At 41.6% G+C, this 26,493-nt stretch carries 20 protein-coding genes and 1 pseudogene; 13 read left to right on the top strand and 8 right to left on the bottom strand.

Annotated elements, in window-relative coordinates:
• Positions 1 to 171, bottom strand: a 171-nt coding sequence (locus D3222_RS20165; protein WP_198672880.1) for a transposase family protein, incomplete at its 3' end; no start/stop codon positions are given.
• A gap of 391 nt (positions 172 to 562) precedes the next feature.
• Positions 563 to 1,627 (bottom strand): radical SAM protein, encoded by a 1,065-nt coding sequence (locus tag D3222_RS20160; RefSeq protein ID WP_118987734.1) that lies wholly within the window; start codon positions 1,625 to 1,627, stop codon positions 563 to 565.
• Between the two features lie 251 nt (positions 1,628 to 1,878).
• Here D3222_RS20160 and D3222_RS20155 point away from each other — a divergent pair, with 251 nt between their 5' ends.
• The 5 genes and pseudogenes from D3222_RS20155 (at position 1,879) to D3222_RS20135 (ending at position 7,592) form a co-directional block, all read left to right on the top strand.
• The gene (locus D3222_RS20155) at positions 1,879 to 3,498 is read left to right on the top strand and encodes a (2,3-dihydroxybenzoyl)adenylate synthase (RefSeq protein ID WP_118987733.1); all 1,620 of its coding nucleotides are present in this window, start codon (positions 1,879 to 1,881) and stop codon (positions 3,496 to 3,498) included.
• A 22-nt stretch (positions 3,499 to 3,520) separates the two neighbouring features.
• Positions 3,521 to 4,141, top strand: a pseudogene (locus D3222_RS20150) (isochorismatase family protein); the annotation flags it as partial.
• Between the two features lie 70 nt (positions 4,142 to 4,211).
• Positions 4,212 to 4,982, top strand: coding sequence for a 2,3-dihydro-2,3-dihydroxybenzoate dehydrogenase (gene dhbA, locus D3222_RS20145; RefSeq protein WP_118987731.1), 771 nt, complete (start codon positions 4,212 to 4,214; stop codon positions 4,980 to 4,982).
• A gap of 103 nt (positions 4,983 to 5,085) precedes the next feature.
• Positions 5,086 to 5,538 carry a DUF441 domain-containing protein gene (locus D3222_RS20140; protein ID WP_118987730.1) on the top strand — a complete coding sequence of 151 codons (453 nt, stop codon included), beginning with the start codon at positions 5,086 to 5,088 and terminating at the stop codon, positions 5,536 to 5,538.
• A gap of 5 nt (positions 5,539 to 5,543) precedes the next feature.
• Complete coding sequence (locus D3222_RS20135) at positions 5,544 to 7,592, top strand: tRNA(Met) cytidine acetyltransferase TmcA (RefSeq protein ID WP_118987729.1); 2,049 nt, start codon at positions 5,544 to 5,546, stop codon at positions 7,590 to 7,592.
• Here the strand turns inward: D3222_RS20135 and D3222_RS20130 are convergent.
• From D3222_RS20130 to D3222_RS20110, 5 genes are all read right to left on the bottom strand, one after another.
• Positions 7,543 to 7,731: a YpfN family protein gene (locus tag D3222_RS20130; RefSeq protein ID WP_118987728.1), complete on the bottom strand. Its 189-nt coding sequence runs from the start codon at positions 7,729 to 7,731 to the stop codon at positions 7,543 to 7,545. The genes D3222_RS20135 and D3222_RS20130 overlap by 50 nt on opposite strands.
• Positions 7,731 to 8,408: a M15 family metallopeptidase gene (locus D3222_RS20125; protein ID WP_118987727.1), complete on the bottom strand. Its 678-nt coding sequence runs from the start codon at positions 8,406 to 8,408 to the stop codon at positions 7,731 to 7,733. Before D3222_RS20125 ends, D3222_RS20130 begins: the two co-directional genes overlap by 1 nt.
• Positions 8,405 to 9,532 carry a succinyl-diaminopimelate desuccinylase gene (dapE, locus tag D3222_RS20120; protein WP_118987726.1) on the bottom strand — a complete coding sequence of 376 codons (1,128 nt, stop codon included), beginning with the start codon at positions 9,530 to 9,532 and terminating at the stop codon, positions 8,405 to 8,407. Before dapE ends, D3222_RS20125 begins: the two co-directional genes overlap by 4 nt.
• A gap of 1 nt (position 9,533) precedes the next feature.
• A complete protein-coding gene (locus tag D3222_RS20115) occupies positions 9,534 to 9,917 on the bottom strand; it encodes an ArsC family reductase (RefSeq protein ID WP_118987737.1) in 384 nt (127 codons plus the stop codon).
• A gap of 211 nt (positions 9,918 to 10,128) precedes the next feature.
• Positions 10,129 to 10,764 (bottom strand): response regulator, encoded by a 636-nt coding sequence (locus tag D3222_RS20110; protein WP_011146941.1) that lies wholly within the window; start codon positions 10,762 to 10,764, stop codon positions 10,129 to 10,131.
• 585 nt (positions 10,765 to 11,349) lie between these two features.
• Here D3222_RS20110 and maeB point away from each other — a divergent pair.
• The 5 genes from maeB (at position 11,350) to D3222_RS20085 (ending at position 20,140) form a co-directional block, all read left to right on the top strand.
• Entirely contained in the window at positions 11,350 to 13,629 is a 2,280-nt protein-coding gene (maeB, locus tag D3222_RS20105; RefSeq protein WP_118987725.1) for an NADP-dependent oxaloacetate-decarboxylating malate dehydrogenase, read from the top strand.
• 99 nt (positions 13,630 to 13,728) lie between these two features.
• The gene (locus D3222_RS20100) at positions 13,729 to 14,604 is read left to right on the top strand and encodes a ChaN family lipoprotein (RefSeq protein WP_232832603.1); all 876 of its coding nucleotides are present in this window, start codon (positions 13,729 to 13,731) and stop codon (positions 14,602 to 14,604) included.
• A 153-nt stretch (positions 14,605 to 14,757) separates the two neighbouring features.
• On the top strand, positions 14,758 to 15,558 hold the full coding sequence (locus D3222_RS20095; RefSeq protein ID WP_118987723.1) for an energy transducer TonB: 801 nt from the start codon (positions 14,758 to 14,760) through the stop codon (positions 15,556 to 15,558).
• A gap of 131 nt (positions 15,559 to 15,689) precedes the next feature.
• Positions 15,690 to 17,747 (top strand): S9 family peptidase, encoded by a 2,058-nt coding sequence (locus tag D3222_RS20090; protein WP_118987736.1) that lies wholly within the window; start codon positions 15,690 to 15,692, stop codon positions 17,745 to 17,747.
• A 122-nt stretch (positions 17,748 to 17,869) separates the two neighbouring features.
• A complete protein-coding gene (locus D3222_RS20085) occupies positions 17,870 to 20,140 on the top strand; it encodes a TonB-dependent receptor domain-containing protein (protein ID WP_118987722.1) in 2,271 nt (756 codons plus the stop codon).
• A gap of 32 nt (positions 20,141 to 20,172) precedes the next feature.
• Here D3222_RS20085 and xseA read toward each other — a convergent pair whose 3' ends face one another.
• Entirely contained in the window at positions 20,173 to 21,546 is a 1,374-nt protein-coding gene (gene xseA, locus D3222_RS20080) for an exodeoxyribonuclease VII large subunit (protein ID WP_118987721.1), read from the bottom strand.
• A gap of 172 nt (positions 21,547 to 21,718) precedes the next feature.
• Between xseA and guaB the strand changes: the two genes are divergently transcribed.
• The 3 genes from guaB to D3222_RS20065 all read left to right on the top strand — a co-directional run.
• Complete coding sequence (gene guaB / locus D3222_RS20075; protein WP_118987735.1) at positions 21,719 to 23,185, top strand: IMP dehydrogenase; 1,467 nt, start codon at positions 21,719 to 21,721, stop codon at positions 23,183 to 23,185.
• Between the two features lie 73 nt (positions 23,186 to 23,258).
• Positions 23,259 to 24,836 (top strand): glutamine-hydrolyzing GMP synthase, encoded by a 1,578-nt coding sequence (guaA, locus tag D3222_RS20070; protein WP_118987720.1) that lies wholly within the window; start codon positions 23,259 to 23,261, stop codon positions 24,834 to 24,836.
• A gap of 841 nt (positions 24,837 to 25,677) precedes the next feature.
• Positions 25,678 to 26,493: IS630 family transposase (locus tag D3222_RS20065; protein ID WP_118987719.1), on the top strand; the 816-nt coding region annotated here is incomplete at its 3' end.

The raw sequence follows: 26,493 nt of genomic DNA, 5'->3' as shown, positions 1-26,493 counted from the left end.
TTGTTTAAGCCACTCGAATTGTATCTCACCAAATTCCTGGATTGATTTCCAGCCAGAAGCCCCACATAACACAGCAGAAAAAGCTAAAAAAATCACATCCATTAATTCATGTTTTTTATTGATGTCAGAACGTGGGTCATCTATCTTGCTGATAAAGTTGAAAATACTCATTATTAAGATCACGCTTTTATAGAATAGAGAGATCTTAACGTTTTAATGAGAGAAGTGGCTATAAAAAGTTATATTTTGGTCTTTATTTAACCCAAATAACCTTGTTAAAATTGTGAGATCTTGCCCTGAGCTGGATGGTGACATTTTGCAATAGGTTAGTTGATTAAATTTATATTTTTAGCGTTTAGATTAAATATATTCCGCGACAAAATTTCCTTATCTAGAGTCCGATCACAAAATAGGAAGTAAAAATATTCCTAAAGAAGAATAAAGTATTTCCTTTCCTTGATTACCACTTCATTAAATAAAAATTTTCTAGCCGATAAATACTTGTTTTGGTGATATTCGTTAGTAGTAACGTTAAAATCTGGATTCGATCCTGTCGTATTTTTCATTCTTCAGTTAAGTTAACGGCATTTTTTTCTGCTGAATAGTAGATGAGATCCAGTCTTTCTTTAGCGTTAAATTTCTTCATTACCGGAATGATTTCTTTGTGATAATTGTTTAACAGATTCCGGCGTGTTTCTTCGTCTTTATGCAAATGAGCACAAGCCTGGCAGGGATGAACGATTTTTGCCAGATTAATGTTGCTATCCTGTGGGCGATATTTTTTCAGGATTTTGTACGGCCCCTCTGTTCTTAACCATACTTTCATAAAGTCTTCTTCCTGATCTTTAAAAAGCTGAGATACATCGCTTCCTTGCAAACGGCCAAGTTTCATTTCGGGGATATGCTCTAATGTCAGCCCACAGCAAGCGGAAATTTCACCGTGTGGTGTCAGTACAATATTTTCAAAGACCTGATCGCACCCTTTTGCCAGTTGCTGATCCCGGTTTGGAACATCTTTTCGTTCTTCGCTGGTGTCATAGAATGGCATCCAGGTATTTCGTTGTAAATTAATTTTGTTTTTTTCTTTCAGGCGTTTAATGATCGGGTTCTGGGTTATTTGCGTTGCAATGGCAGAATCAACGGTATCCTGTTCTACTGTAATCAGTGTTGTAATGTTTTGTTCCGCCAATGCTTCTGCCGCTGCGACTACGCTATCAAGGGGAATCCATTCACTGTGATCTTTCCCTGTGCTGATGTTTATCTCTGTGATGCCAGCATTTATTAAGTCTTGGGCGATTTTTTGCGCTTTTTCTCTATTTTTTCCCCAATAACCGTTAGTCACGCAACGAGTTAATAAGCCGTGATCTGAGGCAAAGCGAATGGCTTCAATCAGATCTTTACCTAGCAGGAAACATTCCCCGCCACTAAAGACGACTAACTTTAACCCTGGAAAGTTAGCTTTTGAGTGTGCAATAAATTGTTTAATTTCATCCAGGCTTAAACGCGCTTTTACCGAGGGGTTACATTCAAAACAACATTCTTTGCAAGCAGCATTGCAAGTATATGTTGTGATCACGGTGGCGGTGTTCGGATATTTTTCCCAATATCCAGGAGGAAAGCATGACATAATTTACCCTGTTGGATTAAAGGTGATACGTTACTAACTATTAGCAGTATGATTTTATTTTGCAATATATTAGGTCATTAAATTTGTATTTTGAGCGCTGGCACGAAGTATGACTTGTGACGAAATGTATTTATTTAGAAGTGGCTCACAAAATAAGGATAAAAATATTTCTGGTTGAGGATAAAGTAAATGTGTATAAACAGTAATCGACTATTGTTAACACATTGAATATTATTGTAAGGAATAAAATCATGTCTATTGAATTTACACCCTGGCCGGTTGAATTAGCAGAACGTTATCGTGAAAAGGGTTATTGGCTTGGTAAACCCTTAACTGACATACTTTATAAACAATGTCAGATACAACCTGAAGCAATAGCTATTATCTGTGGTGACCGTAAATTTAGTTATCATCAACTTGATCAACAATCTTCTGCATTAGCTACAAATTTAACGTTAGCGGGAATAAAGAGAGGTGATACTGCTATCGTACAATTGCCGAATATAGCTGAATTTTATATTACATTTTTTGCGCTACTGAAAATGGGGGTAGTACCTATTAATGCATTATTTAGCCATAATAAATTAGAGTTACTTGCTTATGCCCAACAAATTGATCCAAGTCTGATTGTACTTTCGTCAGAGCATTCACTTTTGCAGAATAATGATTTCCTGGAGCAATTAAAAACACATTGTCCACGGCTAAGGAATATCGTCGTTGATGGTCGCGAAATACAACATACCCATGAATTAAAATCGTGGTTAGCGCCAACAAATTTACCTTTGAATTTTGAGGCGACACGTTCAGATGAAGTCGCTTTTTTTCAACTTTCAGGTGGGAGTACTGGGACACCTAAATTAATTCCAAGGACACATGACGATTACTATTATAGCGTTAGACGCAGTGTTGAAATTTGTGAGTTGACACAACAGACCCGTTATCTTTGTGCTTTGCCGGCGCAACATAATTACCCATTGAGTTCTCCGGGGGCGCTTGGCGTATTTTACGCTGGCGGTTGTGTCATATTAGCAACAGATCCTGGGCCTACGACGTGTTTTCCACTAATACGTGAACATAAGGTAACAATGACTGCACTGGTGCCATCGGCTGTCGCGTTATGGATTCAGACGATGAGGAAATACGAATATTCACTGGAAAGCCTTCGGTTATTACAAGTCGGTGGAGCAAAGTTAAGTGAAAGTGTGGCGCGAGTGATCCCGAAACTTTTTTCATGTAAGTTGCAACAGATTTTTGGGATGGCCGAAGGGTTAGTATGTTATACCCGGCTTAATGACGATGATGAACGTATATTTACCACTCAGGGTCGCCCAATGAGTGAAGATGATGAGCTGCGTATCGTTGATGGTAAAGGCAATATACAAGCGCCAGGTTCGGCGGGGATGTTAATCATTCGTGGGCCATATACATTCCGGGGATATTATAAAAGCCCAGAACACAATTCGAAGGTATTCGATAACGAAGGTTTTTATTATTGCGGTGATTTAGCCTATATGACTAAAGAGGGTTATGTGTGTATTGTCGGACGTGAGAAAGATCAAATTAATCGCGGGGGTGAAAAAATTGCTTCGGAAGAAATTGAATCTTTGCTACTCAAACATGAAAGTGTTATCCATAGCGCTTTAGTTTCGATGCCAGATCCTTTGATGGGAGAAAAAAGCTGTGCTTTTATTGTGGTGGCTGATCCAAATATAAACACGTTGCAACTGAGGAAATATTTAAGGGGGATGGGGATTGCTGAATATAAATTGCCTGATCGTTTTGAGATTATTGATGTTATGCCTGTTACACCAGTCGGAAAGATTGATAAACTATTATTAAGAAAACTCATTCGAGAAAAATTAGGAAATTAATTAATGACATGAAGGTATTAAAATGACCATTCCATCATTGAAAAATTATAGGCTACCTCAGCCGAAAGATTTTCCAGGCAATAAAGCATCCTGGTTATTCGAACCCCATAGGGCGATTTTACTTATTCATGACATGCAGGACTATTTTTTGCAATTTTTCGGTAATAATAGCCCCTTAGTTAATAAATTAATTGAAAATATCCATTTATTGAGAATGTTTTGTAAAGAAAAAGAGATTCCTGTTATATATACAGCACAACCTAAAGTACAAAGTGATGAAGATCGCGCATTACTTAATGATATATGGGGAGCCGGCTTGAATAGATCACCCCATTTACAGAATATCAGTCATGCTTTGGCCCCTAATAACGATGATATTGTGATAGTTAAGTGGCGTTATAGTGCATTTCAACGCTCTTCGTTAGAAAAAAATATAAAAGAATTAGGTCGTGATCAATTAATTATTTGCGGGGTGTATGGACATATTGGTTGTATGATTACTGCGGTTGACGCATTCATGAGAGATATAAAGCCTTTTCTAGTGGGTGATGCGATAGCCGATTTTACGCTAAAAGATCACCTCATGGCTTTAAAATATGTTGCTGAAAAATCAGGAATGGTTATGAGTACTAAAGAAATAATTTCATCAGTAAATGTCGATAAATCGAATTTATAAAAAATGCGGAATAAATCGCTATTAAAGAAGAAATAAAATGAAAAATAAACAAAATTTACAAATGGATTTTAGCCATAAAACCGTCTGGGTAACTGGGGCGGCACGTGGCATTGGTGAGCAAATTGCCCGTGATTTTACCGCGCTTGGCGCTAACGTAATAGGTTTCGATCGCGTATTTGAGCAAGATAATTTGCCTTATAAATGTATACAACTCGATATCAGTGATCCAGAAAAAGTCGAAATGATTTGTTCCCAACAACTGTCTATTTCAGCCAAATTAGATATTTTGGTTAATGCTGCCGGTATATTGCAATTGGGAAATATTGATGAGCTAAATATTAGTGACTGGCATCGTTGTATTAATGTTAATGCTTCTGGGGCTTTTTATCTATTTCGTACAGTGATTCCCCATTTTAAACGTCAGCGCAGTGGCACGATTATCAGCATTAGTTCTAATGCAGCACGTGTTCCACGTATGCAAATGGCGGCTTATTGTGCATCAAAATCAGCATTGACAAGTTTAACGCATTGTGTTGGGTTAGAACTCGCGCCGTTTGGTGTCCGTTGTAATGTTGTCTCGCCCGGATCGACGGATACACCTATGCAGCGTTCCATGTGGAAAACGGATGATGATGAAAAAAATACGATTAACGGGTATCCTGAGCGATATAAATTAGGTATTCCCCTCGGTAAGATTGCAAATGTTAATGAAATTTCACATACCGTACTCTTCTTGTCTTCTGATTTGGCAAGTCATATCACGCTACAGGATATTGTGGTTGATGGTGGTGCGACGTTAGCTTGTTAATAGTTTGAATTAATACGAAAATACCCGTCATTTCTGTAACATAAGGAAAAATTACCCTAGCCTAAATAGGATTAGGCTGTTGTAGGGTATTGAAATCAAATCCATGAGCCATCTCGATCCTACTTTACTGGTGCTGCTAGTGTTGGCGGCACTGGGTATCATCAGCCACAACATGACCGTCACGCTTGCAATGCTGCTCTTGCTGGTTATCCGTATAACGCCATTGAATCATTTTTTCCCGTGGGTGGAAAAATATGGGCTGACTATCGGTGTACTTATTTTGACCGTGGGAGTCATGGCGCCTATCGCCAGTGGAAAAATTACGTTACAAGCCGTCCTTAACTCGTTTATGAGTTGGAAATCGTTACTCGCGATAGTGATAGGTGTATTAGTGTCATGGTTGGGTAGCCGGGGTGTTTCATTGATGTCTAATCAGCCGTCGACAGTCGCTGGTTTGCTGGTGGGGACGGTCTTGGGTGTTGCCCTGTTTAAAGGTGTTCCTGTGGGGCCACTGATTGCTGCGGGGATTTTGTCATTGTTGATAGGTAAATCATAGCCGTTATGTTGCCGGAACTGAGCGTGATACAGACGGAAATGCAGCAGCAAGGGTTACGTCGTTTGCTGGTGTTGAGTGGTGATCATCATTGGTGCTATTTACAGGCTCATGAGTTACAACAGAAATTTACTGGGGATTGGTTATGCATCTCTTATCGTAAACAGAACGCCGTGTTGCCCGAAAAGGCGGCCAGTTTATTAGGTCAGGAATATCTGCACGGAATATTTGATGCTACCGCGGGTTTTAATGCGGAAGCACTGGCGATATTGGCAGGCACATTGAAAGCTGGAAGCTGGTTGGTGATGATGGTTCCATCTTGGAACCAATGGCATTATCAACCAGATAAGGATAGCGCACGTTGGAACGAACAGTTAGATGCTATTCCAACACCGCATTTTGTTCAGCATATTCAGCAGCAAATTGTTAGCGATCCCCAAGTTTTGTTATGGCGGCAAAATGATCCCTTATACGTACCTGAATTTCCACAGTATCGTGCGTGGCAACTGCCTGATGGCAGCCCGACTGCCAGCCAGCATGCCATTTTGACGCGACTTTTGCGGGCAAATCAGGGGATATGGGTCATTACTGCTCCAAGAGGGCGAGGTAAATCGACACTTGCCGGTATGTTAATGCGGCAATGGCAAGGAAATTGCTGGTTAACTGCACCGGCAAAAGCGACAACTGAAGTGATAAGGTGTTATGCGGGGGAAAAGGGAAAATTCTGGGCCGTGGATAATTTGCTGAAATATTGTCGACAAAATAGCGTGTCAGATATTGATTGGTTGCTTATCGATGAAGCTGCTGCTATTCCAATGCCTCAATTATCTGAGTTGATCAGCTATTTTCCCCGAATATTGTTGACCACAACTGTGCAGGGATATGAAGGTACAGGGCGCGGATTTTTACTTAAATTTTGTGTTGGAATCCCTAATAGTCATATTCTGAGCCTGACGGCCCCTGTGCGTTGGGCTGAAAATGATCCGCTGGAAAATTGGTTGGAAAACGCTTTACTGTTTGAGGATGCAATTCCGGTCAACAATTCTGATAAAGCGATCAGTTATCACGTTTATCATCAGCAACAATGGATTAAACAACCTGAATTGCTGAGGCAGTTTTACGGCATATTGACCAGCGCTCACTACAAAACTTCACCTTTGGATTTACGGCGTTTACTTGATGCCAAAGGCATGCAATTTGTTGCGGCTGTTGGAAATAATGTCTTGATGGGGGCTTTGTGGATGGTTGAAGAAGGCGGGTTGTCGCTTGAGTTAGCCCATGAAATATGGGCAGGCAGACGTCGTCCAAGAGGAAATTTGGTTGCTCAATCGTTAGCTGCCCATAGCGGTTTACCACAGGCGGCGGTTTTGAAATCTCAACGGATCAGCCGGGTTGCTGTACAGGCTAATAATCGCAGGCAAGGTATCGCTCAGGGAATGATCGCGTATCAACGGGAAAGAGCAGAAAAACAGGGCGTGGATTTCATTTCTGTTAGCTTTGGTTATACCGCGCAGCTCTGGGCATTGTGGCGGAAATGTGGCTTCCAATTAGTGCGAATGGGAACTCATCTGGAGGCCAGCAGTGGTTGTTATACGGCAATGGCGATTCTTCCATTGAGTGAACAGGGAATTGCTCTGAGGATTCAAGCTCAGCAGCAGCTTGCCCGTGATGCACATTGGCTAGAATCCCAGATTGGGTTTAGCTTGCCTGTTGATTACCAAATTGACCATTATCTCAATCAGTATGATTGGCAGGAGCTGTCAGGTTTTGCATTTGCTCACCGGCCATTTTCTGCTTCATTACCGGCCTTGCAACGATTGTTGCTGAACAGTGATTTGCCGTTGATTGCGTTGAGAAATCATCTCCAGCAGGAAATGAGTGTTGAGCAATGCATCACCGTATTGAAGTTGAGTGGATATAAGGCATTAATGCGACTCTGGCGGCAAGAAACCGCACAGGCGTTGTCAAGTCTTGATCGGAAACTTGCCAAAGACTGGCAAGGGTGGACTACGGCTTTTTCTGTGGCCAGTCATCCTCATCATCCCACTTGCTATTAAGATCCCGATGGGGAGGCAGTTCCGGTTTATTGTCCAAAAATTTTTTAACATCCAGGCGGCGTAACTCTTTAATGGCGTTGAGAAGAACGCCAACCAATATAACTAAAATAATCCACCAATAATCAGCTAACCATTGCATTAGGTTGTCTCCTGCGCAACATGGAGGTAATTTTCAAATATATAAGGTAAGTTAGCAGATAACCAGTCAATGCCTGCGATGTCATGCTGCTGCCATACATCCAGCAACATTTGCTGAGTCAGCAATTTTTCTAATTGCTTGGCTAATGGTTGGTAGCTGATATGCCACGGTTCATAAGCGACGCCGCTATTGTGACTGATAAAAGGACGGTAAAAACCGAAATGAGCCATATTCTCGGTCAACCAATGAGTTAATGGTTCGAAATAACCCCCATTTTCATATTCCCAAGGTTCGAGTAACAACTTCTGGTTATCCGGTAGCATCGTTGGATCATAGATATCCAAATCTGTTCCCCAATGATGACGGCTGGCGCCGGGCAGGGCGGACCAACGAAGAATTGCTTTACAGCGTTCTCCTTCTGATAACTGGGTGATATCCATGGGTTGGTTGTTTTCATCCAACACAGGGCGTTCACCACGGAATTTTCCATTCCAGATCGCTTGCTGACGTTGAAAATCACGAAACGTGCTGGCAGGTTGCAGATTAATTCCGGCCTTTTCAGCGGCTTGCTGCATGGAAAGAAAAGCATTGACGGCTTCTGGTTGTAATCGGTGATTGCCAAAGAGAGAAATCAAGTGACCCGTCGCCAGGCCGGTTAACATATTTGCTGTGATCACTGGATTAACTGCTCCATAACACGTTGATAAATCCGGCTAAGTTGTTGCAGGTCGGCGGCGCTGACGGACTCATTAACTTTATGAATTGTTGAGTTTAGTGGCCCCAGTTCGACAACTTGAGCGCCCATCTGAGCGATAAATCGTCCATCGGATGTACCACCGCTGGTAGATAATTCAGGTTGATAGCCACAATATTGGTCTATTGCCTGTATAACTGCATTGACTAACTCACCTTTGGCTGTCAGGAACGGCTGGCCTGATAGTATCCACTCAATCGTGTAATTCAGATTGTTATCTTTGAGGATAGTTTCAACCCGTTCACGGATTTGTCTGTTAGTCAGTTCTGTACTGAAACGGAAATTGAATTGAACTTGCACATTCCCAGGGATTACATTATGGCTACCTGTTCCCGCGTGGATATTGGCAATTTGCATACTGGTTGCCGGGAAAAATTCATTCCCGTTATCCCAATGTGTATTGATCAGTGTCTGTAAAGCAGGAAGGGCACGGTGGATTGGGTTATCAGCTAAATGCGGATAGGCAACGTGGCCTTGAATACCGTGAACAGTGAGATTTGCAGTAAGGGAACCTCGACGGCCATTTTTCACCATATCGCCAAGACGATGCTGGCTAGAAGGTTCACCGATCAGGCAATAATCCAATCGTTCATTGCGGGACATCAAGGCTTCAACCACTTTAACGGTGCCGTGGGTGGCTTTCGCTTCCTCGTCTGACGTAATAAGAAAGGCCAGACGTCCATTATGGTTGGGATGGGTGGCAACGAAACGTTCAGCCGCGACAATCATGGCGGCTAATGAGCCTTTCATATCCGCAGCACCCCGGCCATATAACATACCATTACGGATAGTTGGCTCAAATGGGGGATATTCCCACTGAGATTCATCGCCTGCGGGGACGACATCAGTGTGTCCGGCAAAGGCTAACGTCGAGCCTATGCCGCGATAGGCCCAAAAATTGTTTGTATCGCCAAAGGGCATCCGTTCAATGGTAAAGCCAATTGCTTGCAAATGAGCGATCATAATATCTTGGCAACCTTTATCGTCTGGGCTGATAGAGGGTTGCCTGATAAGTTGTTGTGCAAGTTCAATTACAGGGCAAGTCATTTCAGAGTGCCTCAGCAAAAAATTGCTGATATTCATCCACTTTATAACCTAATAGGCAATCACCTTTTGCAGAAATTAATAGTGGACGTTTGATAATAGCGGGTTGTTCCAACATCAAGGCTTTTGCTGCGTCAGCATTATTAATTGTCGCTCGTTGTTGATCGGTCAGTTTACGCCAAGTTGTACCACGGGTATTAATCAATGATTCCCAACCAAGTTTGTCAATAAATGACTGCAAAAGTGCGGCATTGAGTCCATCAACACGATAATCATGAAACAGATAAGTAATTTCCTGTCCTTCCAGCCAACGACGGGCTTTTTTTATTGTGTCACAATTCTTGATCCCATAGAGAGTAAAAGCGGGTTGAGAAGATTTATCCAACATCATTTAACAGATCCTTAAAAAAAATTTAAATACCTAAACATAATGCTGGAAAATGCCTGTTTTATCCAGATGATATCCTGATTTTTATTATCGGAGATACTAAAGCAGGAGACTCAATTTTATTGGCTTGTTCTCATAAGGGGTATTTGCTATATAACAACGATAAGAGCCGACCTCGGTAATAAGCCCAAGGAACGGCTCGGAAGAAGTATTAGGCTACTCCATTTTTCCTATGTTGCAAATACATGATTGTTGCAGCCAGGCGGGAACGTACATTCAGTTTTTTTAACAAGTTTCTGATGTGTACCTTCACTGTCTCTTCAGAAATAAATAGGACATCAGCAACTTCCTTATTGGTCATGCCACTGGACACTTCTTTTAATACATCTAACTCACGTTTGGTCAATTCAGATAAAGGATCAACATGTTTATGACGGTTAGCCAGATGTTGGTATATTTTTTCACTAAATACAGTTTGTCCACGAGCAGCATGGCGAATACTGCTTAATAACGAATCTAAGTCGCTATCTTTAAGTAAGTAGCCATTAGCTCCCGCGTCAATGGCTGCGTAAACATCATTTCGATCATCTGAAACGGATAATACCAGTACATAGGAATTGATCCCTTTTCTACGGATGGATTTAATCGTGTCCACGCCCGAAAGACCGTTCATATTGAGATCTATCATAATGACATCAGGTTTCAGCTTGCATGCAATATTTATTGCTTCTTCACCATTGTCAGCTTCTGCTGTCACGGTAAGCGCTCGATCGAGCTCTACAATCTGTTTCAAGCCATGGCGAATGAGAGGGTGGTCATCAACTATCATCACTGAATGGTTATACATTTTCCTTCTCCCTTAAATAAGTAAAGCCACGAAATGCAGACTTTGAATTTGATTAAAAGGCAGTAATGAATGAGTCTGCCCTAAATTAAATTGCTATGAAAAAATTTTATCAAAACCGATTGATTTACAGAATTGATAGCTCTGTAAGTCCAGAAAGCACATCCTGATATAAAAATATAAATAGCGCAAATTAGTTTGATAAGTAAAAAAAGAAGATGAGTAATTTTCACAAAAAACACATAACTTCACTTCTTTTAATAATGTTAAAAATCAATATGTTAAATGATTTATTATTAGATTTGTTTTCTTTTATAAAATTTATTTTAATTGAATTTATATTGAGAGTTTTTCTATGTTATAGTTATTATGGTTACTATAACTTTAATGACATTGTATAAATGATAATGTTTCTTTCTTTATTTTCCTATATTAAGTAGTGGTATTAGTGGAAAAATTGGGTAGTATTTTTTATGAGCAAGAAAGTGCTACTTTATTGATAAGATGCTGTCAATGTTATGATTTGACACACAGTACCTATTATACTGCTTCTGCTCTTACTCCAGATTGTATATAAAGGATCCGACGATGGATGAAAAATTAAAACAGAGTGCATTGGATTTTCACCAGTTTCCACAACCAGGGAAAATCACGGTTACGCCCACTAAACCCCTGACAACTCAGCGAGATTTGGCCTTAGCTTATTCACCAGGTGTTGCTGCGCCTTGTCTGGAAATTGCAAAAGATCCATTAGCGGCTTACAAATATACCGCGCGCGGCAATCTTGTGGCAGTGATATCTAATGGTAGTGCGGTCTTAGGATTGGGGAATATTGGTGCACTGGCAGGTAAGCCAGTGATGGAAGGAAAAGGTGTACTGTTTAAAAAGTTCTCAGGTATTGATGTATTTGATATTGAAGTCGATGAGTCCGATCCTGACAAATTGATTGATATCATTGCGGCACTGGAGCCGACGTTTGGGGGGATTAACCTCGAAGATATCAAAGCCCCGGAATGTTTCTATATTGAGAAAAAATTGCGGGAAAAAATGAACATTCCGGTATTCCATGATGACCAGCATGGTACGGCGATAATTTGTACTGCTGCTGTTTTGAATGGCTTGCGGATTATGAAAAAAGAGATTTCAGCGGTTCGCTTAGTTGTTTCTGGTGCCGGTGCTGCCTCAATTGCCTGTATGAACTTGCTGGTTGCGCTTGGGTTGCAACGCAAAAATATTGTGGTATGCGATTCTAAAGGGGTGATTTATCGTGGTCGCGATAAAAATATGGAAGAGACTAAAGTTGCCTATGCGATTGAAGACAATGGCAGCCGCACATTAGGTGATGTTATCCCTGGCGCGGATATTTTCCTCGGATGTTCCGGCCCTGGCGTGTTGACTCAAGACATGGTGAAAACGATGGCTAAAGATCCACTCATCATGGCATTGGCAAACCCTGAACCAGAAATTTTGCCGCCATTGGCAAAACAAGTTCGCCCTGATGCAATCATTTGTACTGGTCGTTCTGATTATCCGAATCAGGTTAATAATGTGCTCTGTTTCCCGTTTATTTTCCGTGGCGCGCTGGATGTTGGTGCAACAACCATTAACGAAGAGATGAAGCTCGCCTGTGTTCATGCGATTGCTGATTTGGCGCTGGCGGAACAGAGTGAAGAGGTGGCTTCGGCTTATGACGATCAGGATCTGTTTTTTGGCCCGGAGTATATTATTCCTAAACCATTTGATCCGCGCCTGATTGTGAAAATTGCCCCGGCAGTTGCCAAGGCAGCAATGGATTCCGGCGTAGCAACCCGCCCGATTAAAGACTTTGGCGCGTATATCGAGAAGTTGAATGAGTTTGTCTATAAAACAAACTTGTTTATGAAACCTATTTTTTCTCAGGCTAAAAAAGCGAAAAAGCGTATCGTTTTGGCCGAAGGGGAAGAAGTACGTGTATTGCATGCGACTCAGGAGTTGATCTCCCTTGGGCTGGCTTATCCGATTCTCATTGGTCGCCCCAGTGTTATCGAAATGCGTATCCAGAAACTGGGATTGCATATTGAAGCGGGTAAAGATTTTGAAGTAGTCAATAATGAGAATGATCCGCGTTTCAAAAAATACTGGCAGGAATATCATCACATTATGAAACGTCGAGGTGTTTCCGCTGAACAAGCTCGACGGGCAGTTATCGGTAATCCCACCCTGATTGGGGCGATTATGGTACTGCGTGGTGAAGCTGATGGCCTGATTTGTGGTACCGTTGGCAGTTACAGTGAACATTACGATGTTGTGAGAAATGTCTTTGGTTTCCGTGATGGGGTTCATACTGCGGGTGCAATGAATGCACTGATGTTGCCAAGTGGTAATACTTTTATTGCCGATACTTATGTCAATCATGATCCAACGCCTGAACAATTGGCAGAGATTACCCTTATGGCCGCAGAGACTGTCCGCCGTTTCGGTATTGAACCAAAAGTTGCGCTGCTTTCTCATTCAAGTTTTGGCTCCACGGATTGCCCGTCAGCACAGAAGATGCGCCAGACGCTGGAATGGGTGAATAAAATGTCACCTTCACTTGAAATTGATGGTGAAATGCATGGTGATGCCGCATTGGTTGAAAGTATTCGTCGTGACATCATGCCAGATAGCCCATTGAAAGGGGCGGCTAATCTGTTAATTATGCCGAATATGGAATCTGCCCGTATCAGTTATAACTTGCTACGTGTCACCAGTTCTGAAGGCGTGACTGTTGGCCCAGTTCTGATGGGGGTTTCCAAACCGGTACATATTCTGACACCCATTTCTTCTGTACGCCGCATCGTTAATATGGTCGCTCTGGCGGCAGTTGAAGCGCAAACTCATCCGCTGTAATACCAATCGCCCCTGTTTCCGGTAGGCAGGGGCTGTTTGTTGTAAACGATTCTTATTATCTATATGATGCGCGAAACATTAATATGGATAGCGGATATTATGAAATTCTTCACGGCAATAAAATTTTTTCTGATTATCTGTGGTTTACTGATCTTATCTGGATGTGTATCTAGACAACAAAAACCGACTCCCCAAGCGCTTTCACCGGAACTGACTCAACAAGGGGCTATTATTGATCTTAAAACAGGCCACGCTTTGACCCCTGATGAATTGATCAATCGGCTGGCATCACATCAGCGGGTCGTTGTGGGTGAAAAACATGATAATCCATATCATCATCAGATAGAACTTTGGTTGGTTCAGCAACTCCCGCTCAAAAGAGAACAGGGTTCGGTCCTGTTAGAGATGATTAATCCTGATCAGCAACAAAAAGTAAATAAAGTTAAAAGTTGGCTGCAAACTAAGCCTATCGTACGTGAAAATCGCATAAAAGAGCTTCTTGCGTGGCAAGATGGGTGGCGGTGGGGGTTGTATGGTGGATTGGTCATGGAGCTTATATATCAGCCTTATCCGTTGTTGTCTGCAAACTTGGATCGCAGTGAAATTAAAGCCGCTTACAGTCATCCGCCAGTTCTCCAGGGGAATATTTCTGTTGCTGAAAATGTCAAAGCGCAGATTAAAGCGGTGATTAAAGATGTTCACGGTGGTGAAATAACGGAACAACAGTTATCTGCCATGACCACTATTCAGCAAATGCGGGATCGCAGAATGGCGGAACAGTTACTTAAAGCGCCAATTCCTGCCACATTGATTGCGGGTGGATATCATGCAACGAAAGTAATGGGTGTTCCTCTGCATGTTAAAGACTTATCGCCCCAAGAGGACCTTGTCGTGGTGATTCTGGCTGAGAAAAGCAATGTACTGGATAGCCAATATGCTGATTATGTTTGGTATACACCTGTAAAAAAACCGTAGATATTTTAAACAAATGGCGATCTTTTCCCTGTATATAAGGGGCTTTGGCACAGGGATGTGCTCAAGTTAACGATACAGATAAAAATAATTTTCATTAGCATATGAAATTAATTATCATTACCAAATGCTAATTAAAACTATGCGCTATCATTCATGTTGACGCTGACACACCCGGCCTTTCAAACGAGTCATTTTAAAAAAGGGCTCATTTCTGCTATTGCTGCTCACCTCATTTTGGTTGGCTGGATTATCCACCAGCCAGAAGGAATTGCTATTGATGAACTGATGCCACCGCCGGCAGTGATGATGGAGCTTTCATTGTTGACAGAAGCGACACATCAGGTACAAAAGCAACCTATTGGTATTGAACAACAACTTTCCGTTGCCAGTCGGCAGCAGGAGAGCGAGATTAATGAGATTAAGACGCCTGAACTTATTAAAGATGAACAGGCGCAGATTCTGGTGCATAAACCTAAAAAACAGAAAAAGCACCACGAAGAGATTAAAAAAACACCGCCAGTGAAACGTCAGCAGGTAGAAGAACAAGAGAGTGAAAAATCTCAAAGTAGTGCCGCCATGGTGAGCAGTACGGCTACATCTACGAATGTTACTTCGCGGGTTGCTGCTGCTTATGACAGTGATTCAAAGGCGGTTGCGGATGCCGATGCGCTATGGCGGGCTGAGGTTATCGGGCATTTGAACCGCTATAAACGCTATCCAGAGGATGCACAGAGGAGAAATCGCACCGGTCGGCCTACAGTCAGATTCACTATTGATAAACAGGGCTATGTCACTAACAGCGATTTAGTTCGTCGTTCCGGAACCCATTCTCTGGACAGGGAAGCAAAGCAAGTTCTGGCAAGGGCGCAGCCGTTGCCAGCTCCCCCCGATACCGTTTTAAACGGTAATGAAATTACGATAGAACTTCCGATTGATTTTAGTTTAGCTAATTAATACTTTTGATCGACTTAAGGACAGCAGATATGTTAAGGCAGCAAGCGCGGTTTGCCCTGAAAACTAAAGGGCTGTTATTGATATTTTTATTGAGCGGCTGGTTGAATCCTGCCGCCGCAGAGGAAGAAATTATGCCACCAAAGGCAATGAAACAACCACACAATATAATTACCCACGATGATACTCGTATAGATGATTATTACTGGATGCGGGATGATAATCGCAAAGATCAAAAGATCATTGATTATCTGACAGCCGAAAATAAATATGCCGAACAGATGTTAAAACCCGGTGAACAGCTACGGGATACGTTATACGAAGAAATGGTTGGCAGGATGAAGCAGGATGATCAATCGGTACCCTATAGTTATAATGGGTATATTTATCGGACAATCTATGAAACTGGCAAAGATTTTCCGATTTATCAGCGTAAACCCGTTGATGGCTCATCAGATTGGCAGGTACTGGTCGATGGTAATGAAAGGGCTAAAGGGCACGAATATTACCAATTGAGTAATTTTGCTGTTTCTCTGGATAATAAACGTATTGCGATTGCTGAAGATACGCAGGGACGCCGTAATTATCAGATCTCTTTTAAAGATATCGCTGACAAACAGTGGAATAACGATGTAATAAAAAATACTTCTGGCAACCTGGTTTGGGCTAATGACAACAATACGTTGTTTTATGTGCGCAGACATTCGCAAACTTTATTACCATATCAGGTATTTCGTCACCAATATGGTAGCAATACCCGCGAAGATCAGAAAATATATCAGGAAGAAGATGAGCGCTTTTATTTAAGCATATCTAAAAGTACTTCCCGTGATTATATTATGTTGTCGATAACCAGTACGTCGACTTCTGAATATTTGCTGATTGATGCAAATAAACCACAAGCTGAACTTCAAGTATTTTCTCCTCGTCAGGAAGGCCGGGAATATTATATTGACCATTTCCGCGATCATTTCTACATCCGGTCAAATCATGAGAATGAAACTTATGGGCTTTATCAGACTGATGCAATCAACACGCCGTGGAAAATAGTCATTGCTCCGCAGCAGGATAGTGATCTTGAAGATTTTGATTTGTTCAATGACTGGTTGGTCGTACAGGAGCGAACAAAAGGGTTACCGACAATTCGTCAAATTAATTGGCAAACACAGCAAGAAAAACAGATTAAGTTTGATGATCCAAGTTATATGGCATGGATTGATTATAACCCTGAACCCGATACTGATTTTGTACGTTATGGTTATTCATCCATGACAACACCCAGCTCGACATTCCAATGGAATATGAAAACAGGTGAGCGGGAATTACTTAAGCAGCAGGAAGTAAAAGGTTTCGATAAACATCATTATGAGAGCCAGCGTATTTGGGTGAAGGCTCGTGATGGTGTAGAAATTCCGGTATCTCTGGTATATCGTAAATCACTGTTTAAAAAAGGCCATAACCCGATACTGATTTATGGATATGGGGCTTATGGTATGAGCATGGATCCTTCATTTAGCTCACCGCGATTGAGTTTATTAGATCGAGGCTTTGTTTACGCCTTGGTACATGTGCGTGGTGGCGGTGAACTGGGTAAAAAATGGTATCTACAAGGTAAAGTCGAAAATAAAATGAATAGTTTTAATGACTTTATCGATGTGACCAAGGCACTGATTGCTCAGAAATATGGTGACAGCAAACGGGTTTATGCAATGGGAGGGAGTGCTGGTGGTTTGCTGATGGGCGCTGTAATTAATCAGGCACCGGAATTATATCGCGGGGTGGTTGCTCAAGTTCCCTTTGTTGATGCCGTGACAACCATGCTCGATCCTTCTATTCCGCTGACAGTAGGTGAATATGAAGAGTGGGGTAATCCCGAAAATAAAGAAGATTATTTCCGGATTAAATCATATAGCCCGTATGACAATATAAAACATCAACGTTATCCAAACTTATTGGTTACGAGTGGATTTTATGATTCCCAAGTACAATATTGGGAACCGACTAAATGGGTAGCAAAATTACGGGATATGAAGAAAGGTGACTCTATTTTATTATTAGAAACCAATATGAGTGCCGGCCATGGTGGTAAATCAGGTCGATTTAATCGATTAAAAGATACTGCACTGGATTACAGTTTTATTTTGATGCTGGATAATGCCAATAAATATTTTCCACAATTAAAAGATAACTGAAATAAATTATATAAGTTTATTATTTGAAGCACTGATAATCATTTATCAGTGCTAAACATTTTTATTTTCTAAAAACGGATATGTGAGCAAATATTGATTTGTATGCATTTGGGATAATTGAAATGAAAATAATGACAAAGATAGCAGGGGCCGGTGTGGTTTTAATTGGGCTGCAAGGGTTTGCTTATGCTGAGGAAAAGCAAGAGAAAGTTTTAAAATTCAGTAGATTGAAAGTTTCAGGTTCACAGGATGATACTGAAATACGAGCAATGGAAAAGCCCGGTTCTTACAGTTCTAAAGGTGAAGATACTAAACTTCAATCAACGGATAGTATATTGCGCAGCATGCCAGGAACCTATACGCAAATTGATCCGGGGCAGGGAACGGTGACGGTTAATATTCGTGGATTAAGTGGATTTGGTCGGGTGAATATGATGGTTGATGGTGTTAGCCAGAGCTTTTATGGTACATCACCCACCAGCATAACACATAGTAATAGTCTTCAGAGCCAGTTTGGCTCATTAATTGATCCTAATTTTATTGTTGGTGTGGATATTAGTCGAGGGCAATCTGATGGTTCTGATAGTGTCAACGCATTAGCGGGTAGTGCTAATTTCCGCACAATTGGTGTTGATGATGTGATATTCAGTGGCAATACATTGGGAATACGTACAAAAATGCTCTATGGCGATAATGGCATTGGTCATAATGGCATGATTGCCGTCGCTGGTAAAACGCAGGCTTTTAGTTCTGAAGGATCAATTGGCGCTGTGCTGGCTGTCAGTGGGCATTCAATTGATGCTAATTATAAAAATGCTGACGGAATATCAAGTGATGAATTTGGTACCGATAAATCTTTTAAACAGAAACCCAATTCTCAATTAATGAAATTAAATATTAAACCAAATGAATTTCATGATATGGAGCTGAGTGGTCGTTTGTATCACAATAAATTTACTCAGCGTCATATTGATAGTGAGGATTTTTATCTGAAATACAACTACAAGCCATTCAGTGAATTGGTTGATATGAAATTGTTGGTGAGTACCAGCGGAAGTGATCAAATCTATAATTCTGCACTTAATGCATTGACAAACAGCAAAACTAAAAATAAATCAAACGCTATTAATCTCAGTAACACCAGCCGTTTTAATTACGGCGATACCGATTTTGAGTTGATATTCGGTGGTAAATTGATGAGGACTGAATATAGTAAGAAAATTGATAGCGTTTACTCTGATATAGAAGATGAAGAAAAAAAGAAAAAATATGAAAAGACAGATAGTGAAGCAAAAGAAAATAATAGTTTTGCACCAAGTGGTAAACAAGATATTGCCAGTATTTATAGCGGGTTGAAAATTACTCGTGATATTTACCAAGTTAATGTTAACCTTAATTATATGAATTATAGTGTAAAGGGCCATAAACCAGCCTGTGAGTTACGCGTTAATTGTTTCCCTCAAGGTGAAAGTAAACTGAATTTGAAAGAGCGTGAATTTAATCCAAGTATTTTGCTGTCGGCGGAAATTATTCCTGAATTTCAGCCTTTCGTGAGTTACACCCACTCTATGAGAGCGCCGAATGTGCAAGAAGTTTTCTATGGCAATGAAGGTGGTGCATCGATAAACCCATTCTTGAAAGGAGAAAAATCGGATACTTATCAAATTGGTTTTAATAGTTACCGTCCAGACATGATTGTAAAAGGAGATACTTTCCGTCTGAAAGCGGCTTGGTATCATACTAAGATAAAGAATTACATCAGTAGTGATTCATATACTCTGTGCAAAGATGGCAGGATATGCCAATATTCTAAATTATCAGAAGAAGATTGGCAGCATATTGATGCAAATTTCGGTATGTATATTTATAGCAATAGCATAACCCCGGTAATAATGCGCGGCTATGAAGTCTCTGCTGATTATGATGCCGGTGTATTTTATAGTAAATTGGCTTATAGCCGACAAAAAACAAGCCAACCGACTTCTATTTCCACATCGATTTTTGGTGCGGATCCTACATCAGAATTACCTGAAAGTTTTTTGACTTTGGATACAGGAGGTCGTCTATTGGGCGAAAAACTACGGATTGGAACAATAATTAAATATACCGGTAAGTCCTATAAGCTAGATTCAGATCCTTATAATCAGGACAGTGATGGGCGAACGGTGATGGAAAAGGAGAGAAAAATTCCAATTGTGGTCGATTTTTACAGTGATTATAAAATAAATAAAAATATGCTGTTTAAATTTTCAGTACAGAATCTGACAAACAGAAACTACTCTGAAGCACTTAATCGTATGAGTAATACGGCTGCATTAATGGATAAATCTACTTCGGCTATGCAAACCGCTCGGGGCCGGACCTATATTGCCGGCGCAGAAATCCGTTTCTGATTATAGGAAAAATAAGTGGCAAAGGAGTGCCACTATTTCAGATTTGCAGATCGTTTTTTCCGTTCTTTCTTGATTTTCAACACTTCACTTTCAATCCAACCATCTTGTAAACGGGTATTCAGGACATCACCAACATGTACCTGTTTGGTTTGTTTCAGTAATTTTCCATCCGATGTTTGACTGATGCTGTAACCACGGGCCAGCGTTGCCAGAGGGCTAACGGCTTCCATCCGTGAACAGGAAATGGCAAATTTTTCTCTGGAACGGCTGATTTGCCTTTCAATCGCTTGTCTTAACCGAAAATCTTGTTGCTGAATCTGTTGGCTATATTGGTGGATCTGCTGGCTAGGTTCAGCGTACCAGAGCCGTTGCTGTAATTTCTCATAAGCCAAGCTGTTTTGCTTTAAGTGCCGTTGCAAGCTGTCAGTGAGTCGCTGGCGTAAACTGACGAGTAAGTTTTGCTGGCGGGCTAGTCGTAGATGAGGGTGTTGTTGCTGTAAACGATGAGATAACAGACTGAAAATACGCTGTTTCTGGGCAAAGAAGTAATCCATTGCCATTTCCAGTCGTTGTTGTTGCGACTGAATGTGGCGTAACAATTCGAGCTGATTACGGCTGACTAACTCAGCGGCCGCTGATGGTGTCGGGGCGCGTAAATCGGCTACAAAGTCAGCAATGGTGACATCTGTTTCATGACCGACCGCACTGACTATCGGAATATCACTGTGGAAAATGGCTCTGGCGACTCGTTCGTCGTTGAAACTCCATAAGTCTTCCAGCGAGCCACCACCGCGCCCAACAATCAATACATCGCACTCTTGCCGTTCATTCGCTAATTCAATAGCTCGAATAATCTGTGATGGTGCTTCTGTGCCCTGAACCGCTGTCGGATAAATGATGATGGGCAATGATGGATCACGGCGCTTTAAAATATTCAAAACATCATGCAGGGCAGCGCCACTGGTTGAAGTAATTACACCAAGCTGTTGAGCAGGAGATGGCAACGGTTTTTTGTGGCTTTGGTCAAATAATCCTTCGGCATCGAGTTTTTGTTTCAATAGTTCAAACTGTTGTTGTAACAGCCCATCACCGGCGGGTTGCATACTTTCAACAATAAGCTGATAGTCCCCTCTGGGTTCATAAAGTGTGATTGCCGCGCGAACCAAAACCTGCTGACCATTTTGTGGCTTGAATGTTACCCGTTGATTACTACTGCGAAACATTGCCGCCCGCACTTGGGCACGCTCATCTTTCAGCGTGAAATACCAGTGCCCGGAGGAGGGTTGAGAAAAATTGGATATTTCAGCGCTCAGCCAAATTCTGCCCATTTCCATTTCGAGCAGTTGTCGAACCGTCTGATTAAGACGACTGACAGAAAAAATTCCAGTGTTAAAAGGTAGTGACATGTGAGAAAGATCAAATTTCAAAACAAGAACTTAATATATTGATACTAACGTGCGTTATAAAGTAAGCAAGAAATTTTTTAATAAAATGCTGGAGGCAACCGATTACGTTCTGTATAATGCCACGGCAATATTTTATTCCTTAAATTTTTCGCAGCCTGGTGAGATATTGCTTATGTTACGAGTTAAAAAAGAAGCTTTAACCTTTGATGATGTTCTGTTAGTCCCTGCTCATTCTACCGTTTTACCTAACACTGCTGACCTGTCTACTCAACTGACTTCTACCATTCGCCTAAAAGTTCCCATGTTGTCTGCCGCTATGGATACCGTTACTGAATCCGGTTTGGCTATTGCATTGGCTCAGGAAGGTGGCATGGGTTTTATCCATAAAAATATGTCTATTGAGCGTCAGGCAGAAGAGGTTAGCCGAGTTAAAAAACATGAGAGTGGTGTTGTGACAGATCCAGTCACTGTGGCATCTAAAACAACGCTGCGTGAAGTTAAAGAATTGACAGAACGTAATGGTTTTGCGGGTTATCCGGTTGTCACTGAAGGAAATGAGTTGGTTGGTATTATTACTGGCCGTGATGTCCGTTTCGTTACCGATTTGGATCAGCCTGTTACTGCGGTAATGACGCCTAAAGAGCGTCTGGTGACAGTAAAAGAAGGTGAAGCCCGTGAAGTTGTGTTGCAGAAAATGCATGAAAAACGTGTTGAGAAAGCGCTGGTAGTTGATGAAAACTTTCATCTGCTTGGCATGATCACGGTTAAAGATTTCCAGAAAGCAGAACGTAAACCGAATGCCTGTAAGGATGAACATGGTCGTTTACGTGTTGGTGCCGCGGTTGGTGCTGGTGCCGGCAATGAAGCGCGTATTGATGCATTAGTTGCTGCTGGTATTGATGTTCTGCTTATTGATTCATCGCATGGTCATTCTGAAGGGGTACTGCAACGTATTCGTGAAACCCGTGCTAAGTATCCAAATCTACAAATTATTGGTGGTAACGTGGCGACTGGGGAAGGCGCAAAAGCGCTGGTAGCGGCTGGCGTCAATGCGGTTAAAGTCGGTATTGGTCCCGGTTCTATCTGTACTACCCGTATTGTTACCGGTGTAGGGGTGCCACAAATTACCGCTATCTCTGATGCCGTTGAAGCGTTGGAAGGCACCGGTATTCCAGTTATTGCTGATGGTGGTATTCGTTTCTCTGGCGATATTGCCAAAGCCATCGCTGCGGGAGCGTCGTGTGTCATGGTGGGCTCCATGCTGGCAGGGACAGAAGAGTCACCGGGAGAAATTGAGCTGTACCAAGGACGTTCATTTAAATCTTATCGTGGCATGGGATCATTAGGGGCGATGTCTAAAGGCTCTTCTGATCGATATTTCCAAACGGATAATGCCGCCGACAAGCTGGTACCGGAAGGCATTGAAGGCCGCGTTGCCTATAAAGGTTTGCTGAAAAACATTGTCCATCAGCAAATGGGAGGCTTGCGTTCCTGTATGGGGCTGACTGGCTGTGCAACTATTGATGAATTGAGAACCAAAGCAGAATTTGTTCGTATTAGTAATGCGGGTATTCAGGAAAGCCACGTTCACGATGTCACCATTATCAAAGAGTCTCCAAACTACCGGTTAGGTTTGTAATCCATATTTATTGTGGCCCGTATAAGGGCTACTTATCTTTATTTGTTACTTGTTTTTTTGGAATTCACTGCACATGACAACTAATATCCATCAACACCGCATTCTTATCCTTGATTTTGGTTCGCAATATACTCAATTGATTGCTCGCCGTATCCGTGAAATCGGGGTTTATTGTGAACTTTGGGCATGGGATGTCACAGAAGAGCAAATCCGCGAATTCAACCCAAGCGGCATTATTCTTTCCGGTGGCCCGGAAAGTACCACAGCACAAGGAAGTCCACGTGCACCTGAATATGTTTTTAACGCTGACATTCCGGTTCTGGGTGTTTGCTATGGCATGCAAACAATGTCGGTACAGTTCGGTGGTAAGGTAGAAGATTCTACTGAGCGTGAATTTGGTTATGCTCAGGTTGAGATTAAAGCGGAAAGTGCATTGTTCCGTGGGATTCAGGATTCATTAAATGAGCAAGGTAAACCATTATTAAATGTATGGATGAGTCATGGTGATAAAGTCACTGCAATTCCTGATGACTTTATCACTATTGCCAGCACTGATACCTGTCCATTTGCCATCATAGCAAATGAAGAAAAATGTTTTTATGGTGTGCAATTCCACCCGGAAGTCACCCATACCCATCAGGGGCAGCGTATATTGGAACGTTTTGTTCTGGATGTATGCCAATGTAAAGCGCTGTGGACGCCTGCGTCTATTATTGAAGATACCGTTGAACGCCTGCGTGAACAGATTGGTGAGGATCACGTTATTTTGGGGCTGTCCGGTGGTGTTGATTCCTCTGTCACCGCATTGTTACTGCATCGCGCAATTGGTAACCGCCTGACCTGTGTATTTGTTGATAACGGTTTGTTGCGTTTGAATGAAGCTGATCAGGTGATGGAAATGTTTGCCGGCAAATTTGGGTTGAACATTGTTCATGTTCCTGCGGAAGATCGTTTCCTTACTGCACTGGCTGGCATCGATGATCCGGAAGAGAAACGCAAAACGATTGGCCGTGTGTTTGTTGAAGTCTTTGATGAAGAGGCAAGTAAGCAGGCTCAGGTTAAGTGGCTGGCACAAGGCACTATTTATCCAGACGTCATCGAATCAGCGGCATCTGCGACAGGCAAAGCACACGTTATCAAATCTCATCATAACGTCGGGGGCTTGCCGGAAGAGATGAAATTGGGTCTGGTGGAACCGCTGAAAGAGTTGTTCAAAGATGAAGTACGTAAGATAGGTTTGGAATTGGGATTGCCTTATGACATGTTGAACCGCCATCCATTCCCAGGCCCAGGTTTGGGTGTTCGTGTATTGGGTGAAGTAAAGAAAGAGTACTGCGATTTGCTACGTTGTGCAGATGCTATTTTTATCGAAGAGCTGCACAAGGCTGATTTGTACAATAAAGTCAGCCAGGCATTTACAGTATTCTTGCCAGTTCGCTCCGTGGGCGTGATGGGAGATGGTCGTAAATATGATTGGGTTGTCTCGTTACGGGCAGTAGAAACGATTGATTTTATGACCGCACATTGGGCGCATTTGCCATATGATTTCCTGGGCCGGGTTTCTAACCGGATCATCAATGAAGTCAATGGGATATCAAGAGTTGTCTATGATGTTAGTGGTAAACCACCTGCGACTATTGAATGGGAATAAGTTCTCAGAATCTATAGACATCGGTTGAAGCCTAAAAACACCAATAAAACTAAAATGTTTTTTGGTGTTTTTATTTATGGAGGTCTGTTGAGATCCGTAATCCATAAAAGCTGTATGTTTATATTATGACAGTATTAAGATGGATGTAGAGGGCCAGATATTAATGAAAAGTGAGTTAAAATTATTACAGCTTAGAGGTAAGCACTTTGATCGAAATGGTATTCTTAAAGTCGAGATAGCCTAACTAGCAAAGAATAATGTTATCCTGAAAAAAGCGATAGCATTCTTTGTGTAGGAAAGCCTCTGAGGTACTCTAATGGGTTACTTAATTTCAGGATACCTTGAAATCGTACATAATGACTTGTTCAATGAATAGAAAAGGCAATTGTTGTGATAGCGCGATAATGGAAAACTTTTATCACACACTGAGATCCGATTTGATGTTGGGTAAAGTTTTTCTTGCTAGGTACAGGTAATGAACGTGACATTTAATGATATCTAAGTGTTTTGTAATCAGTATTGTAAATACTCTAGATTGGGTTATTTGTTCTCGGTAGATTATGACTACTGAGTAATTGGGTGAGAATATAATTTCGAGAACAGATGATTCTTTTCAAGGCATTGGTATTATGCCGTATGAGAGTAGATAGTTAATCATGATGTGGTTGTGTAGCACAAATATAGTAATGTCACTTTTTGCGGCATAAAGGATAAAATCCTTTTGCTAGAAGAAGGATATTCAGATGTTGGTGATTATGTCAGATAAGGAATTAAATCGGGTTATACCCGTAATCATTGAAGATGCTTGATTTTATCCGAAATGGAGATCATTATCCTCGCTATGAAAATATTTATTACATCAGAACAAAAAATCAAACTTGAGCGTCTTCACGACACCACTCGTGATGGTCAAGTACGAGACAGAATAAAAGCTATCCTTCTGGCTTCTGAAGGGTGGAGTTCTGTGATGATAGCCCAGGCATTGCGACTCCATCAGACCACGGTTGACCGCCATATCAGTGATTACCTTAATCACGGTAAACTTAAATCGGGTAATGGGGGGTCTGACAGTTTACTTTCCCAAGAACAAACTGATTTTTTAATCAACCACTTATCTCAACATCTTTTCCATCACACCCATGAAATCGTGGCCTATGTCGCTCAGCTCTGGAATATGACCTTTAGCATTCCCGGCATGAATAAATGGCTACACCGTCAGGGTTTTTCTTATAAAAAACCGTGTGGCGTCCCTCATAAATTCGAGGCAGAGAAACAGCGACAATTTATTGAATATTATGAAAATCTTAAAGTCACAGCGAAAGACGAACCCATCCTTTTCCTTGACGCGGTTCACCCGACTCAAGGCACCAAACTCGGTTATGGCTGGATGCGAAAAGGTGAGAAAAAAACAGTCAAAACAACTGGAAGCCGAACTCGCCTGAATCTATTGGGCGCCCTCAACCTGAATGCCATTGGTCGTACGGTGTTCCAGGAATATCAAACCCTCAATGACTACAACATTTGCTGTTTTTTCAATGAAATAAGAAGGTCTTATCCTGACTATCATCAAAAAATTCATCTTATTGTGGATGGGGCGGGTTACAACAAAGCTCATCTTGTGAAGGAGTGGGCTTATGTTAGCAATATTGAATTACAT

Origin of the sequence: Photorhabdus sp. CRCIA-P01 (assembly GCF_003545805.1) — a bacterium.
GTDB lineage: Bacteria > Pseudomonadota > Gammaproteobacteria > Enterobacterales > Enterobacteriaceae > Photorhabdus > Photorhabdus antumapuensis.
Note: the sequence above shows the minus strand (reverse complement) of the source record. Positions and strands in the feature narration are given on the sequence as shown.

Excerpts from the sequence above, each read along its gene's own strand:
- maeB (WP_118987725.1), top strand. The coding sequence starts at position 11,350 with ATGGATGAAAAATTAAAACAGAGTGCATTGGATTTTCACCAGTTTCCA.
- D3222_RS20155 (WP_118987733.1), top strand. The coding sequence starts at position 1,879 with ATGTCTATTGAATTTACACCCTGGCCGGTTGAATTAGCAGAACGTTAT.
- D3222_RS20130 (WP_118987728.1), bottom strand. The coding sequence starts at position 7,731 with ATGCAATGGTTAGCTGATTATTGGTGGATTATTTTAGTTATATTGGTT.
- D3222_RS20135 (WP_118987729.1), top strand. The coding sequence starts at position 5,544 with ATGTTGCCGGAACTGAGCGTGATACAGACGGAAATGCAGCAGCAAGGG.
- D3222_RS20160 (WP_118987734.1), bottom strand. The coding sequence starts at position 1,627 with ATGTCATGCTTTCCTCCTGGATATTGGGAAAAATATCCGAACACCGCC.
- D3222_RS20090 (WP_118987736.1), top strand. The coding sequence starts at position 15,690 with ATGCCACCAAAGGCAATGAAACAACCACACAATATAATTACCCACGAT.
- D3222_RS20140 (WP_118987730.1), top strand. The coding sequence starts at position 5,086 with ATGAGCCATCTCGATCCTACTTTACTGGTGCTGCTAGTGTTGGCGGCA.
- dhbA (WP_118987731.1), top strand. The coding sequence starts at position 4,212 with ATGAAAAATAAACAAAATTTACAAATGGATTTTAGCCATAAAACCGTC.
- dapE (WP_118987726.1), bottom strand. The coding sequence starts at position 9,532 with ATGACTTGCCCTGTAATTGAACTTGCACAACAACTTATCAGGCAACCC.
- D3222_RS20085 (WP_118987722.1), top strand. The coding sequence starts at position 17,870 with ATGAAAATAATGACAAAGATAGCAGGGGCCGGTGTGGTTTTAATTGGG.
- D3222_RS20100 (WP_232832603.1), top strand. The coding sequence starts at position 13,729 with ATGAAATTCTTCACGGCAATAAAATTTTTTCTGATTATCTGTGGTTTA.
- xseA (WP_118987721.1), bottom strand. The coding sequence starts at position 21,546 with ATGTCACTACCTTTTAACACTGGAATTTTTTCTGTCAGTCGTCTTAAT.
- D3222_RS20110 (WP_011146941.1), bottom strand. The coding sequence starts at position 10,764 with ATGTATAACCATTCAGTGATGATAGTTGATGACCACCCTCTCATTCGC.
- D3222_RS20095 (WP_118987723.1), top strand. The coding sequence starts at position 14,758 with ATGTTGACGCTGACACACCCGGCCTTTCAAACGAGTCATTTTAAAAAA.
- guaB (WP_118987735.1), top strand. The coding sequence starts at position 21,719 with ATGTTACGAGTTAAAAAAGAAGCTTTAACCTTTGATGATGTTCTGTTA.
- guaA (WP_118987720.1), top strand. The coding sequence starts at position 23,259 with ATGACAACTAATATCCATCAACACCGCATTCTTATCCTTGATTTTGGT.
- D3222_RS20115 (WP_118987737.1), bottom strand. The coding sequence starts at position 9,917 with ATGTTGGATAAATCTTCTCAACCCGCTTTTACTCTCTATGGGATCAAG.